This is a genomic window from Brucella cytisi, from assembly GCF_038433355.1.
GTDB lineage: Bacteria > Pseudomonadota > Alphaproteobacteria > Rhizobiales > Rhizobiaceae > Brucella > Brucella cytisi.
On sequence record NZ_JBCAUP010000010.1, the window covers coordinates 197,662 to 210,717 of the forward strand.

The following is a 13,056-nucleotide window of genomic DNA, read 5'->3' on the forward strand; positions in this document are numbered from 1 at the left end:
ATCAGCCTATTCCGCCGCTGAATAATGCCCCTGATTCAGCCCAGCCTGCGCAATATGCAGGCGCTTGTAGCGTCCGTCCTTCATGGCCAGAAGCTCGGCATGACTGCCCTGTTCGGCAATCCGTCCGCCCTCCACCACCAGAATGCGATCGGCATTGACGATGGTTGCAAGGCGGTGTGCGATCACCAGCGTCGTGCGGCCCTGCGAAAGCTCGGCGAGCGATTGCTGGATGGCACGTTCGGTTTCCGTATCGAGCGCGGAAGTCGCCTCATCAAGGATCAGGATCGGTGGGTTCTTCAGGAATATGCGCGCAATGGCCATGCGCTGCTTCTGCCCGCCGGAAAGCTTGACGCCACGCTCGCCGATAACCGTGTCATAGCCTTCCGGCAGATTGGCAATCACACCATCAAGCCGCGCGCGGCGCGCAGCCTCAACGATTTCCGCGTCGGTCGCATCAAGACGGCCATAAGCGATGTTTTCCCGGATCGTTCCGGCGAACAGGAACACATCCTGACTGACAATACCGATATTCGACCGCAGAGACTTCAGGGTCATATCGCGAATGTCGCGGCCGTCGGCAAGAATCGCGCCCTTCGTCACATCATAGAAACGCGGCAGCAGCGAGCAGATCGTCGTTTTACCTGCACCGGAAGGACCAACAAAGGCAATCGTTTCGCCAGCACGAATGGAAATATCGAGACCGTCGACAATGGGGCGCTCGGTACTATAGCCGAAACTGACATCGCGATATACGATATCGCCGGTCAGACGTGCAACGGACTGCGCACCGGGGCGGTCTGCAATATCCGGGCGCGTATCGAGAAATTCCGTATAACGCTGAAAACCGGCAATGCCTTTTGGATAGGTTTCGATGACCGAATTGATCTTTTCAATCGGGCGGAAGAACACGTTCACCAGCAGCAGGAAGCCGACAAATCCACCAGCCGTCAGTTCGCCGCGCACCACGAACCATGCGCCTGCCAGCATCACCACGACCTGTACAAAGCGCATCGACAGATAGGACAGAGACATCGACGCGGCCATGATCTTGTAGGCGGCGAGCTTGGTGGTGAGATACTTGTCGTTGCTCTCCGCGAAAAGCTGGCGTTCGTGATCTTCGTTCGTAAAGGCCTGAACGACGCGGATGCCGCCGACATTCTCCTCGATACGGGCGTTGAAATCGCCCACACGCCGGTAAAGCGCGTGCCATGTGTGCGTCATGCGTCCGCCATAGCGGGTGGTGACATAGGCCGACAGCGGTACGATGACGGCGGTAATCAGCGCAAGCTGCGGATGCACCCACAGCATCAGGATGAAGGCGCCAATCAGGGTCATGATCGCGATGAAGACATCTTCCGGCCCGTGATGCGCCACTTCGCCGATCTCTTCCAGGTCCTTGGTCAGCCGCGCCACAAGATGGCCGGTCTTCTGATTATCGAAGAAGCCGAAGGAGAGTTTCTGCAGATGATCGAAGGCCTTGCGGCGCATCTCTGTCTCGATCTTGATACCAAGCATATGCCCCCAATAGGTCACGATGACCTGCAGGAAGGCATTGACGACGTAAATGGCCAGCAGGCCGACCGCAGCAATGGCGATCACGCCAAGCTGGCCGGTCGGCAACAGCTTGTCGATGAAAAGCGTAACGGCAACCGGAAAGGCAAGCTCAAGCAGGCCGGAGGCCACGGCGCTGGTAAAATCCAGCGCGAACAGCCCACGATGCGGACGATAATATCCGGCAAAACGTTTCAGCAATCCAGCCATGGCACGGTTCCCTCAAGATCGTTCAAAGGGTGCCTAACTCATTCATCCCCCTATTAAAAGGGTAATTTGACCAAAGAGTTCAAGATTTGAATGCTTCTGCTGGCTTTTGTCCGGAATTTCGCCGCCCGGAATGATTTTCCTATGAAGACCTCGTCATAATACGATCGTGGAAAATCATTCCCAAAACCATCATCGCAACGAAGAGCCATACCTGCGGCAACCCCATGGACAGTGCGGACACGACAGGGCCGGGACAGAACCCTGCCAGCCCCCAGCCCGCGCCGAAGATGGCAGAACCGGTAATCAACCGACAGTCGATCTCAGCATTCTCCGGCAGATGGAAAGACTGGTCCAGCACCGGCCGCGCCATACGCCGCTGCAACATCACGCCGGGGATAGCCACCAGGAGGGCGCCACCCAGCACGAAGGCAAGGCTCGGGTCCCAATGGCCGCTGGTAACATTCAGGAAGCCCGTCACCCGCGACGGATCGATCATGCCCGACAGCGACAGACCAAAACCAAAGATCGCGCCCGCAAGCAGCGTCATAGCCAGACGCGCATATGCCGACTGTTTCATAGCAATGCTCCCGAAATGCTGGCCACCACGATGCCCGTTATGAGAAAGGTGAGCGTCGCGGCTATCGAACGCCTGGAAAACCGCGCCATGCCGAGGATGCCATGACCGGATGTGCAGCCCGATCCCATCCGCGTTCCGATGCCGACCAGAAGTCCTGCCACGACGATGACGGGCCAGGACATAGCCATCGTGACTGGGGGAAAGGAACCGCAAATTGCCGCATAGATAATCGGTCCCAGAACGAGGCCGACCACAAAGACCGCATTGGCTGGAACCTGTTTGCCGCCCAGAAGCCGCCCGACGATGCCACTGATACCGGCGATGCGCCCATTGAAGACGAGCAGCAGGATTGCGGAAAGGCCAAGCAACATACCGCCTGCCAATGATTGCAGATAGGTTGTGATCATGCCCGTTCCTCCGGTGCGCAAAAAATACCGTAAAGCGCCTCGATGAGTTGTGCGGCCTTGGCTTCCGTCAGCCGGTAGAAAATCTGCTTCGCTTCGCGACGGGTTTCGACAATGCCCGCTTCACGCAGCACGCCCAGCTGCTGCGACAACGTCGGCTGGTGAATGCCAAGCACTTCCTCCAGCTCTCCAACCGAATATTCGCGTTCTGCAAGCGTGCAGGCCAGCATAAGCCGCGCTGGATGCGACAGCGTCTTGAGGAGTTCGGCAACCTCGGTTGCCCGCCCCTCCATTTCCGAACGCGTCATTTTGTTTTCATGGGTTGGCACACGGCCCGAAATCGCATCCATCATGGCACCCTGCATTCAATATACATTTAAATATAATGTATATTGTTTTTTACAAGAGAGCCAGAACAATAATGCCGCCGTGCAAAATTGAACGGCGGCTTTGAGCTTAATTCTGGAGCAGTGACTGAACGGCGGCCAGTTCCGTCTGGCGCAACTCGTGCCCGCCCGGATGCCAGGCCAGCTCGACATCAGCTTTCTGGCGCTCGAAATAGTGTGCAAGCGCTTCTGTCAGATCCGGCGGACAGATCGGGTCCATCCGCCCGGCAGTCATCAGAATTTTCGCGCCTTCGAGCGCCGGATTGTCCTTCGGCCTGAATGGCACCAGCGGATGCAGAAGTGCCGCCTTGTCGAACACCCTGCCTTTCTCGATCAGTAGGTTCGCCATGATATTGGCGCCATTGGAATAGCCGAGCCCGATCACTTCGGACGGCTTGTGCTGAGCCACAAGGCCAGCCATGAAATCGGCCATCTTGTCGGTGGCGCGAGCAAGGTCTTCCATATCGTAGACGCCCTCGCCTGTGCGGCGGAAGAAGCGCGCAGCGCCATATTCCGAAACGTCACCGCGTGGCGACACGATGGTCGCTTCCGGCAAAAGCTGCTCTGCCAGACCGAAAAACTGGTTCTCATCGCCGCCCGTACCGTGAAACACGATGAACAGCGGCGCTCCGGTCGCACCGGCCTTCAGCCGATGCTCATAGGTTTGGATTGTCATATTCGATCTCCTGTCCCGACCTCTTCAGATCTTGTCCAGATGCTCTTCAAGATAGCTGCGCAGATGCTGGTGCTGCTCCGGCAGCTTCAGCGCTTCACCGAGATGGGCCGTATCCTCGTCGCGGTCGAAACCGGGTTCGTTGGTCGCCACCTCGAACAGCACACCGCCCGGCGTGCGAAAATAGATCGCCCAGAAGTAATCACGGTCGATGACCGGTGTGACGTGATAGCCCGTATCCATCAGCGCCTTGCGCACCTCCAGCTGCTTCTCGCGGTTTTCGACGGCGAATGCCACATGATGCACGGAACCGGCACCCTGCTGGTTGCGACCAACTGCTGGCAAGGTTTCCAGATCGATGACGCCCGCACCATTGCCTTCCGGCATGATGAGCCGGGTGACACCGTCCTTCGCATCGAGCTTCTGGTATCCCATATATTTCAGCAGTTCCGAGGTCGCGCCTTCGTCGCGAAGCCGCATTGAGACCGAATGAAAGCCACGGATGGCGTGCTTGGCATCAATCCCCTCATGTGCCCACGGCACACGCGGATCGTCCTTCACTTCAACCAGTGCAAAACTGTCGCCATCCGGTCCACGGAAATGGATACGCTTTTCGCCGAACGCCTCGTCTTCGGATTCAATCTTGACGGCGGATTGTTCGAAACGATCCTTCCAGAAGCCACGAGAACCCTGCGGCACGGCAAATACCGTCGTCCCCACCTCGCCCGTACCATCGCGACCGCGCGGCATGCCGGGAAATGGAAAATAGGTCATGACAGTGCCGGGCGTGCCTAGTTCATCACCGTAATAGAGATGATAGACACTCGGATCGTCGAAATTGACGGTCTTCTTGACGCGGCGCAGTCCCAGAATATTGGTGAAAAAGCGGTTATTGGAGCGCGCATCGGCGGCAAGCGAGGTCACGTGGTGGAGGCCCTTGATCTGATTAAGCATGGCTATCTCTCCTGTTGTGTTACCGCCAATATAGCCATCAGTATGATCATTGAAACATTGACAATCATGCACAGATTGTATCGATTTCAGATACAGTTGCAGGCAATGATGATTTCCATCTAGACGTACTACCCATTCAAAGTTTAGCTACCCGCAACAGCAATATAGAAAGGTTCCCCATGGCGTCCGGCTTGTTCGCGCTTCTCGATGATGTCGCAGCCATTGCGAAAATGGCGGCAGCTTCGCTCGACGATGTTGCAGGACAGACGGCAAAGGCCAGCGCCAAGGCTGCAGGCATCGTGATTGATGATACGGCCGTCACGCCGAAATATGTCGTGGGGCTGAAGCCGGAACGTGAATTGCCGGTCATCTGGAAAATCACCAAGGGATCGCTGCGCAACAAGCTCATCGTCCTGCTGCCGCTGGCGCTCATCCTCGGCTATTTCGCACCATCCTTCATCATGCCGCTTCTGATGATCGGCGGTGTCTATCTGGCCTTTGAAGGAACGGAAAAGCTGGTGGAGTTCTTCATCCCGCACAAGGAAGAGGAACATGAGGAAACCAAGGGCACGACTGCCAAGGAGATCGAGGAAACAACCGTCAGCGGTGCGATCCGCACGGACTTCATCCTGTCGGCGGAAATCATGGCGCTGACGCTGGCGGGCCTGGCTCCGTCGAGCATTTATACGCAGGCGGCCATCCTCGCCGCGGTCGGCATATTGATCACCTTCGCCGTTTATGGCGTGGTCGGCATCATCGTGAAGCTCGACGATATGGGCGTCTCGCTCGTGCGCAACAGTCACACGGCTTTCGGCAGGCAACTCGGCAAGGGGCTGGTCGCGGGCATGCCCATCATATTGAAGGTTCTGAGCACTGTCGGCACCATCGCCATGCTTTGGGTCGGCGGCAGCATCATCGTACATGGGCTGGATTCCATCGGCATCCATAGCGTTGAAGCCTTCATCCATTCCATCGTCTCGCACCTGCCGACCGAGGGCACCCGGTTTGCAGCCGCCTTCGAATGGATCGCCACCTCCTTCCTACAGGCTGTACTTGCGGTTCTAATCGGTATTGTCGTCGTGATAGCCGTCAACGTCTTCAAGGCCCTGAAAGCGAAGGCCTAGAGCGCGTTTCGATCTGATTGCATCAGATCGGCGCCCTATCTGTTCGTTTTCACGCATGTCTTCATCCCGAAACCGGTTCCCACTTTCGGGAGACATGCTCTAACTTCAGGCCAGATAGCGCTTGAACCATTCGATTGTCCGGTCCCATGCGAGCTTCGCCGCCGCTTCGTCGTAGCGCGGTGTGGAATCGTTGTGGAAACCATGATTGACGCCCGGATAGATATAAGCCTCGTAGGTTTTGCCGTTCTTTTTCAACGCTTCCTCATAAGCGGGCCAGCCCTCATTGATGCGGGTGTCCAGTTCGGCATAGTGCAACAGGATAGGCGCCTTGATGCGCGGCACTTCATCTGCAGGGGCCTGCCTGCCATAGAAAGGCACGGCGGCTGCGAGTTCCGGAAAGGCGACCGCCGCCGCATTGGCAACACCACCGCCATAGCAAAAGCCGGTAATGCCGACCTTTCCGGTCGTCAGATCGCTTTTCATCATGAAATCGACCGCCGCAAAGAAGTCGTTCATCAGCTTGGTCGGGTCGACCTGCTGCTGTAATTCACGGCCCTTATCGTCATTGCCGGGATAGCCACCAACCGAGGTGAGACCGTCGGGCGCGAGTGCGATGAAACCGGTCTTTGCGACACGGCGGGCGACGTCTTCGATATACGGGTTCAGTCCGCGATTTTCGTGCACTACCACGACGGCGGGCAGCTTGCCCTGCAGCTTGGCCGGTCGCACCAGATAGGCTCGAACCTCGCCGTTTCCTTCCGGTGACGGATAGGTGATGTATTCGGGATGGATATCGGGATCGGTGAATTCGACCTGTTGCGCCATCGCATAATCGGGACTGAGCGAGGTCAGTATGGTTGTGGCCGTCATGGTGCCGACCGCAAACTTTGCAGCCTTGTCCAGAAACTCTCGTTTGGTTATCCGGCCATGGGCATAGAAATCGTAGAGTTCGAGAAGTTCTTGCGGGAAATCCTTCGCCGTCAGACGTGTCATGGTCAGCCCTTCCTCTCAAAGAAGGTCAGTCTAGCACAAGGTTGAAATGGAGCCACACCGCTGCCAGCAATGCATATCGGCAGCTTCTTCAAATTGATTGAAACCAACTTTACTGCATTCGTCTTTCAAAACAAAAGGCCCGGCAAAAGCCGGGTCTTTTCAATGAATTATATCCGAGAGCATCAGATATTCGGCTCGATCTTGCCCTTGCCTTTAGCCCCGCCTTTATCCTTGGCCGTGAGCTTGTCGATATAGGCGAGGAACAGCGCCGAAAACACGAATGCCAGATGGATGATGGTGAACCACAGCAACTGGTTTGACGTGTAGGTGGTGGCGTTGAGGAATATCTGCAGCAGATGGATCGATGAGATCGCCACGATGGTCGAGGCAACCTTGATCTTGAGCGAGCCTGCATCGATGGTGCCAAGCCAGTGCACCTCGTCGCCAGCCTGATCGAAGCGGCTGACGAAATTCTCATAGCCCGAAATGATGACCATCACCACGAGGCTCGCAATCAACGCCGCGTCGATGAGCCCGAGGACTTTCAGGATCGTGTCGGTATCATTCAGCGCGGTGACTTTCGTTGCAAAATCGAACAGCTTGCCCACGAAGGATACAGCATAGATCGCCAGCGCAACGGCGAGGCCGAGATAGAAGACAACCAGCAGCCAGCGTGACGCCAGAATGATATTTTCGATCAGAAGTTCAATTCGTTTCATCGATCCGGTTCCAGGTAATCATATCGACACCTCTTAAAAAAACGCGCGCTTTTGGCAAGCGCGTCAGATATTGAATGATGTGCAAAAGTAGGATCGCGACTGCTTTCTTACAATATCAGCTTTCCTCTGCTGCTTGCAGCAATTCCAGTGCGAGCTTACGCGCGCCCGCAGAAATGTCCGGATTGAAGACCAGCCAATAACCCTTGTCGCTCGTCTGCGACACCTCGCAAGCATGGACAAGCTGCCCGCGCTGCACGGCCCCGTCGATCAGCCCCGCCCAGCCAAGCGCCAGCCCCTGATCGGCAATGGCTGCCTCGATCACCAGATTATAGGTGTTGAAGACCAGCCCGTAATTGCCGTCCACGATGTCCTCACCGATAGCATCGAGCCATGACTGCCATGTGAACCAGCGATCACCCTGCAGCGTATCAAGATGCAGCAGTGAAGCGCTACCCAGCCGTTTCCCATCCGGAAACGGGCCATGCTCGGCAAGATAGGTTGGCGAACAGACTGGCACGACTTTTTCACCGATGAAGGCGATAGCGTCCTTCGGGAAATCCTCGCGACCGCCGAAAAGGACCGAAATATCCGCGTCACGCCGGTCGAGCGGCTGAAGCATGGATGATGCCGTGATGCGCACATCCACCTCCGGATGTTTCGGGCGAAATTGCGCGACACGCGGCATCAGCCAGAATGTCGCGAAGCCATAGTCGGTCGCGATCCGCAGTCCCGGCGCGCGCTGGCGACGTTTTATCTGCTGCACAGCCTCATCGATTCCATCAAGACCGGAGCGCACTGCTTCATAAAGAATGCGGCCCTCGGGCAATATCTCGACACCACGGGCCCGTCGAGCGAACAATCCGACGCCCAGACGCTCCTCGATACGTTTTATTTGATAGCTGACCGCCGGTTGCGTCATGCCGAGTTCACGCGCGGCAAGGGTCAGATTTTCCAATCGTCCCACCGCTTCGAAAACGCCAAGGCTGCCAAGGTCCCAGGATGGAGAAACCATAAATTCTTTCTATAGCTTCGATAAAAAATGAATGGGTTTTTCCTTAGCCTAAATGATGTTCTCCTTAAAGTAGGAACATAAGACATAACTGGTCTTAATCTATAGGAGGGGTCACAAAATGCGCTATTTGAAGATTGCGGCACTGGCGTTCACGGCACTGGCGGGACTTACAGGAGCGGCTTCTGCTGCCGATCCCGCCGCTTGCGAAACCATCCGGCTGTCCGATCCGGGTTGGACCGACATCACCTCCACCAACTCCGTCGCAAGCGTGCTGCTGGAAGGTCTCGGCTATAAGCCCGATGTAAAAACCATGTCCGTGCCCATCGGCTATGAGGCGCTCAAGACTGGCAATCTTGACGTTTTCCTCGGCAACTGGATGCCCGCACAGCAGAAGTTCCGCGACGATCTCGACAAGGCGAAAGCCGCCGAAGTCATCGTGAAAAACCTCGAAGGGGCAAAGTTCACGCTGGCCGTGCCGGATTATGTGGCAAGCGAAGGCGTGAAGGACTTTGCCGACCTCGCCGCCCATGCGGACAAATTTGGCAAGGAAATCTACGGCATCGAGCCGGGTGCGCCTGCCAACCAGAACATCCAGAAAATCATCGAGGACCAGAAGTTCAAGCTCGATGGCTGGAAGCTGGTGGAATCGAGCGAGCAGGCCATGCTCGCGCAGGTGGATCGCAAGAACAAGGATAAGGCATGGGTCGTGTTTCTGGCCTGGGCGCCGCACCCGATGAACAACAAGCTCAAGATAGAATATCTGGCGGGTGGCGATGACTATTTCGGCCCGAATTTCGGCGGCGCGGAAGTCTACACGCTTGGCCGCACCGGCTGGGCCGCGCAGTGCCCGAATGCCGCAACGTTCTTCAAGAACCTCACTTTCACTGTCGATATCGAGAATGAGCTGATGGGCAAGATTCTCGATGAAGGTGCGGAAGGCCCTGCAGCCGCCAAGGAATGGCTGAAGGCGCATCCGGACCAGATCGACAAATGGCTTGCGGGTGTTACCACATTCAAGGGCGAACCGGGCGCGGAAGCCGTCAAGGCAAACCTCGGTCTTTAACCGAGAACAACACGCACTTTGCAGGCGGGCGTTTCAGCGCCCGCCGTTTCGCGTTCCCACACTTGCCAACGGTCCCGCACAATGAAAAAGCCGAATATACTCATTCTCATGGTCGATCAGCTGAACGGCACGTTCTTTCCAGATGGCCCGGCCGAATTCCTGCATGTTCCCAATCTGAGAAAGCTTGCCGAACGTTCAGCACGTTTTGCCAACTGCTACACGGCAAGCCCGCTTTGCGCCCCGGCGCGTGCGTCGTTCATGTCGGGCCAGTTGCCGTTTCGAACTGGCGTCTATGACAATGCGGCGGAGTTTTCGTCTGAAATCCCAACCTATGCGCATCACCTTCGCAACGCTGGCTACCAGACGGCGCTTTCCGGCAAGATGCATTTCGTCGGGCCGGATCAGTTGCACGGTTTCGAGCAGCGGCTCACCACCGACATCTACCCGGCGGATTTCGGCTGGACGCCGGATTATCGCAAGCCCGGTGAACGTATAGACTGGTGGTATCACAATCTCGGTTCGATCACCGGAGCGGGTTCCGCCGAAATCACCAACCAGCTCGAATATGACGATGAAGTTGCCTATCAGGCCGAAGCAAGGCTTTATGATCTGGCGCGCGGCCACGACGAGCGGCCATGGTGTCTGACGGTCAGTTTCACACATCCGCATGACCCTTACGTAGCGCGCAAGCGCTTCTTCGATCTTTATGCGGACATTCCCGAACTTGATCCGAAGATCAGACCTCTGCCGGAGAGCGAAATCGATCCCCATACGGAACGCCTGTTGCGAGCCTGCAAGGCCGAGGACTACGATCTGACCCGCGAACAGGTTCGCACGGCACGGCAAGCCTATTTCGCCAATATCTCCTATGTGGATGACAAGATCGGCGCGCTGCTCGATGTGATCGAGCGTTGCGGCATGGCGAATGACACGATCGTCGTCTTCACTTCCGATCACGGCGATATGCTTGGCGAACGCGGCTTGTGGTTCAAGATGAGCTTCTTCGATGGCTCCGCTCGCGTCCCGTTGATGATTGCGGCCCCGCAATTGCGGGCTGGCCGCGTGGATGCGCCCGTCTCGACGCTCGACGTTCTGCCGACACTGGCCGACCTTGCGGGCATCGACCTCAAGGGCATCATGCCGTGGACCGACGGCGTTTCACTGACTGGTGTTGCTTCAGGTTCCGCCGAACGCGGCGCGGTTCCAGTCGAATATGCAGCCGAAGGCACCATCGCGCCGATGGTCTCGCTGCGGGATGGCGACTGGAAGCTCAACCTTTGCCGCGCCGACCCGCCACAATTGTTCAACCTTGCCGACGATCCCGACGAGCTGCGCAATCTGGCGGAACTGCCGGAATTCAAAACCGTTCTGGACGACCTTCTGGCCAAAGCTGAAAAACGCTGGAATCTGGAACGCTACGATGCCGACGTCCGGGCCAGTCAGGCTCGTCGCCACGTCGTCTATCCGGCGTTGCGCAACGGCGCCTATTATCCATGGGACTACCAGCCGCTGCAAAAGGCGTCCGAGCGCTATATGCGCAACCACATGGACCTGAACGTACTGGAAGAAAACCAGCGCTTTCCGCGCTGATTAGCAAAGCGGGGCCTCACAGCCCCGCTTGTTCAAATTCTTACTGCTCGGAAAATTCCAGAACCGTGCCGCTGGCATTTTCCGGCAGCACGGCGATGCCCGCAGATGTCTTCGCGTGGGAAATTCCGTTGGCATCGAGAACGATGCGCGCCTTGTCCAGCGAAGCGACCCGGATGCGCAGAACGGCGAAAGCCTTGCCCGGTGTCCGGGCAAAATCCACACCGGGATAGATTGCAGCGGCTTTCTCCTCACTCACAACCCATATGTCTGCCGAACGTGAGCCTGTCGAAACCTTCCAGCCACCATCCTGTGCCTCTGCCTCGCCATTGGCGTACAGATGGGCAAAACCATTGGCAGCAGCTTCTGGATCGGATGAGATGGCAATAATGGCGGAAAGGCCATTTGCACCATTTGCATGTTCGATCAGTTCCGGCAGCCAGACCGTTTCGCGGGTCTTGTGCTGGCACATGAAGACCATACCTTGCGGCACTTCACTTTCCGCGAAAGACACCGTTTCAAAAGCCGCAACACCCTCGCCACCGCCCGGCAGTTCTACGGGACGCTGAAACGCGCCAACCTCGCCGGTCTTGATGCCAAGCATGTCCAGTTTCGCCTTGGCATCGCGCGCATTGTCGATGCGGCAGGCAATGGCATGGAGTCCTTCGCCCTGCGCTGCCAGCTTCTCACGCTGATGCAGATTGCCCGGCGTCTCGGCGACGATGCCGAGCAGCTCGAAATAATCCTCCGGAAACATGATGGTGTAGTTGCCAGTGCCCTTTTCCTTGCTGTGGAGGCCACGTGGGCTCAGCGTAAATCCGAAACGGCGATATTGTTCGGCACTTTTCTCCAGATCGCCGACCAGCAGGAAAATATGATCGACGCCTTTGACCGGATGAGACATACAAAACTTCCTTTTCTATTTCTTGGTCGGAGCCAGAACGATCTCGTGGATCGTAACCTTGGGATTCATATTGGCAACATAGAGCGCGGTGTCAGCCATATCCTCGGGCTGGATGACATCATCCATGCGGGAGAGATCGAAGCCCGGACGACGCGCCAGAAGCGGCGTCGCCACCTCACCGGGACACAGCACTGTCGACCGGATGCCGTTCGGCCCTTCCTGCGCATTCAGGCTGGCGCTCAAATCGTTGAGCGCATGTTTGGACGCACCATAGGGGACGCCGCCGCCGGGCGATGAAAACCGCCCTGCCCAGGACGATGTGTGGATCATCAACCCACCACCCTGCGCGCGCATGGGCGTCAAAGCAGCGGCAATCACATTGATTGCACCCTTGATGTTGATGTCGATGACATCGTCCCATGAATCGAAATCAATATCCGCCCAGCTACGGCGCGGAATATTGAGACCGGCATTGTTGCAGAGCACATCAAGACGACCTGCCCATTCGACGATAGCTCCGGCAGTAGCGGCAACCGCCTCCCGGTCGAGAACATCCGCCGGAAATATCTGCGCCTCGCCACCATTGGAGACGATCTCCTCGGCAATCGCTGCAAGTGCATCCGCCTTGCGGCCCGTCAGCGCGACGCGCCAGCCTTCACGCGCGAACCGTCGTGCCATGGCAGCGCCGATGCCGGACCCGGCGCCGGTGATCCAGACCGCGCCGCGCTCGTTTTTGCCCGAGTTTGCATTCTGCTCGGGGGAATTTTGGCTCATCAACAAACTCCGTCGTAGAAAATCGACATTTATTAACGCAGGCTGGTCGAGAAATTTTACCAATTTTGCCCGCGATATTAGTTTATCTTGACATTATCGCCACGGATTCTAGCATATCAATGCTT

The 13,056-nt window shown here is 56.9% G+C and carries 14 protein-coding genes; 3 read left to right on the forward strand and 11 right to left on the reverse strand.

The genetic code is table 11. The features are described 5' to 3' along the window. Nucleotides 1-6: 6 nt before the first annotated feature. The 6 genes from AAE521_RS11290 to AAE521_RS11315 all read right to left on the reverse strand — a co-directional run bounded on the left by AAE521_RS11290 (nt 7) and on the right by AAE521_RS11315 (nt 4,755). Complete coding sequence (locus tag AAE521_RS11290) at nt 7-1,761, reverse strand: ABC transporter ATP-binding protein (RefSeq protein ID WP_342061350.1); 1,755 nt, start codon at nt 1,759-1,761, stop codon at nt 7-9. A 139-nt stretch (nt 1,762-1,900) separates the two neighbouring features. Then, nucleotides 1,901-2,338: a DUF6691 family protein gene (locus tag AAE521_RS11295; RefSeq protein WP_342061351.1), complete on the reverse strand. Its 438-nt coding sequence runs from the start codon at nt 2,336-2,338 to the stop codon at nt 1,901-1,903. Continuing rightward, nucleotides 2,335-2,745 (reverse strand): YeeE/YedE family protein, encoded by a 411-nt coding sequence (locus AAE521_RS11300; RefSeq protein ID WP_342061352.1) that lies wholly within the window; start codon nt 2,743-2,745, stop codon nt 2,335-2,337. The genes AAE521_RS11295 and AAE521_RS11300 overlap by 4 nt, the downstream gene beginning before the upstream one ends. After that, nucleotides 2,742-3,092 carry a sulfite-sensing transcriptional repressor BigR gene (bigR, locus tag AAE521_RS11305; protein ID WP_342061391.1) on the reverse strand — a complete coding sequence of 117 codons (351 nt, stop codon included), beginning with the start codon at nt 3,090-3,092 and terminating at the stop codon, nt 2,742-2,744. The genes AAE521_RS11300 and bigR overlap by 4 nt, the downstream gene beginning before the upstream one ends. A gap of 106 nt (nt 3,093-3,198) precedes the next feature. Then, nucleotides 3,199-3,804: an alpha/beta hydrolase gene (locus AAE521_RS11310; protein ID WP_342061353.1), complete on the reverse strand. Its 606-nt coding sequence runs from the start codon at nt 3,802-3,804 to the stop codon at nt 3,199-3,201. Between the two features lie 24 nt (nt 3,805-3,828). After that, complete coding sequence (locus AAE521_RS11315) at nt 3,829-4,755, reverse strand: VOC family protein (RefSeq protein WP_342061354.1); 927 nt, start codon at nt 4,753-4,755, stop codon at nt 3,829-3,831. Between the two features lie 179 nt (nt 4,756-4,934). Between AAE521_RS11315 and AAE521_RS11320 the strand changes: the two genes are divergently transcribed. After that, complete coding sequence (locus AAE521_RS11320; RefSeq protein ID WP_010658526.1) at nt 4,935-5,879, forward strand: DUF808 domain-containing protein; 945 nt, start codon at nt 4,935-4,937, stop codon at nt 5,877-5,879. Nucleotides 5,880-5,984: 105 nt separating this feature from the next. On the opposite strand, the gene yghX is transcribed toward AAE521_RS11320, so the two are convergent. The 3 genes from yghX to AAE521_RS11335 all read right to left on the reverse strand — a co-directional run bounded on the left by yghX (nt 5,985) and on the right by AAE521_RS11335 (nt 8,603). Next, the gene (yghX, locus tag AAE521_RS11325; protein WP_342061355.1) at nt 5,985-6,872 is read right to left on the reverse strand and encodes a YghX family hydrolase; all 888 of its coding nucleotides are present in this window, start codon (nt 6,870-6,872) and stop codon (nt 5,985-5,987) included. Between the two features lie 182 nt (nt 6,873-7,054). Then, nucleotides 7,055-7,591: a TIGR00645 family protein gene (locus tag AAE521_RS11330; RefSeq protein ID WP_010658524.1), complete on the reverse strand. Its 537-nt coding sequence runs from the start codon at nt 7,589-7,591 to the stop codon at nt 7,055-7,057. A 115-nt stretch (nt 7,592-7,706) separates the two neighbouring features. Beyond that, nucleotides 7,707-8,603, reverse strand: coding sequence for a LysR substrate-binding domain-containing protein (locus AAE521_RS11335; RefSeq protein WP_342061356.1), 897 nt, complete (start codon nt 8,601-8,603; stop codon nt 7,707-7,709). A gap of 118 nt (nt 8,604-8,721) precedes the next feature. Between AAE521_RS11335 and choX the strand changes: the two genes are divergently transcribed. Next, entirely contained in the window at nt 8,722-9,666 is a 945-nt protein-coding gene (gene choX / locus AAE521_RS11340; protein WP_342061357.1) for a choline ABC transporter substrate-binding protein, read from the forward strand. Between the two features lie 81 nt (nt 9,667-9,747). Then, nucleotides 9,748-11,256, forward strand: coding sequence for a choline-sulfatase (gene betC, locus AAE521_RS11345; protein ID WP_071630929.1), 1,509 nt, complete (start codon nt 9,748-9,750; stop codon nt 11,254-11,256). Between the two features lie 40 nt (nt 11,257-11,296). Here betC and AAE521_RS11350 read toward each other — a convergent pair whose 3' ends face one another. Both AAE521_RS11350 and AAE521_RS11355 read right to left on the reverse strand, forming a co-directional pair. Then, on the reverse strand, nt 11,297-12,157 hold the full coding sequence (locus tag AAE521_RS11350) for a VOC family protein (protein ID WP_071630930.1): 861 nt from the start codon (nt 12,155-12,157) through the stop codon (nt 11,297-11,299). Between the two features lie 15 nt (nt 12,158-12,172). Then, nucleotides 12,173-12,931 carry an SDR family oxidoreductase gene (locus tag AAE521_RS11355; protein ID WP_342061358.1) on the reverse strand — a complete coding sequence of 253 codons (759 nt, stop codon included), beginning with the start codon at nt 12,929-12,931 and terminating at the stop codon, nt 12,173-12,175. Nucleotides 12,932-13,056: the final 125 nt, after the last annotated feature.

Coding starts and splice junctions, on each gene's coding strand:
- AAE521_RS11355 (WP_342061358.1), bottom strand. CDS start 12,931: ATGAGCCAAAATTCCCCCGAGCAGAATGCAAACTCGGGCAAAAACGAG.
- AAE521_RS11335 (WP_342061356.1), bottom strand. CDS start 8,603: ATGGTTTCTCCATCCTGGGACCTTGGCAGCCTTGGCGTTTTCGAAGCG.
- AAE521_RS11295 (WP_342061351.1), bottom strand. CDS start 2,338: ATGAAACAGTCGGCATATGCGCGTCTGGCTATGACGCTGCTTGCGGGC.
- AAE521_RS11320 (WP_010658526.1), top strand. CDS start 4,935: ATGGCGTCCGGCTTGTTCGCGCTTCTCGATGATGTCGCAGCCATTGCG.
- AAE521_RS11290 (WP_342061350.1), bottom strand. CDS start 1,761: ATGGCTGGATTGCTGAAACGTTTTGCCGGATATTATCGTCCGCATCGT.
- yghX (WP_342061355.1), bottom strand. CDS start 6,872: ATGACACGTCTGACGGCGAAGGATTTCCCGCAAGAACTTCTCGAACTC.
- choX (WP_342061357.1), top strand. CDS start 8,722: ATGCGCTATTTGAAGATTGCGGCACTGGCGTTCACGGCACTGGCGGGA.
- bigR (WP_342061391.1), bottom strand. CDS start 3,092: ATGGATGCGATTTCGGGCCGTGTGCCAACCCATGAAAACAAAATGACG.
- AAE521_RS11330 (WP_010658524.1), bottom strand. CDS start 7,591: ATGAAACGAATTGAACTTCTGATCGAAAATATCATTCTGGCGTCACGC.
- AAE521_RS11310 (WP_342061353.1), bottom strand. CDS start 3,804: ATGACAATCCAAACCTATGAGCATCGGCTGAAGGCCGGTGCGACCGGA.
- AAE521_RS11300 (WP_342061352.1), bottom strand. CDS start 2,745: ATGATCACAACCTATCTGCAATCATTGGCAGGCGGTATGTTGCTTGGC.
- AAE521_RS11315 (WP_342061354.1), bottom strand. CDS start 4,755: ATGCTTAATCAGATCAAGGGCCTCCACCACGTGACCTCGCTTGCCGCC.
- betC (WP_071630929.1), top strand. CDS start 9,748: ATGAAAAAGCCGAATATACTCATTCTCATGGTCGATCAGCTGAACGGC.
- AAE521_RS11350 (WP_071630930.1), bottom strand. CDS start 12,157: ATGTCTCATCCGGTCAAAGGCGTCGATCATATTTTCCTGCTGGTCGGC.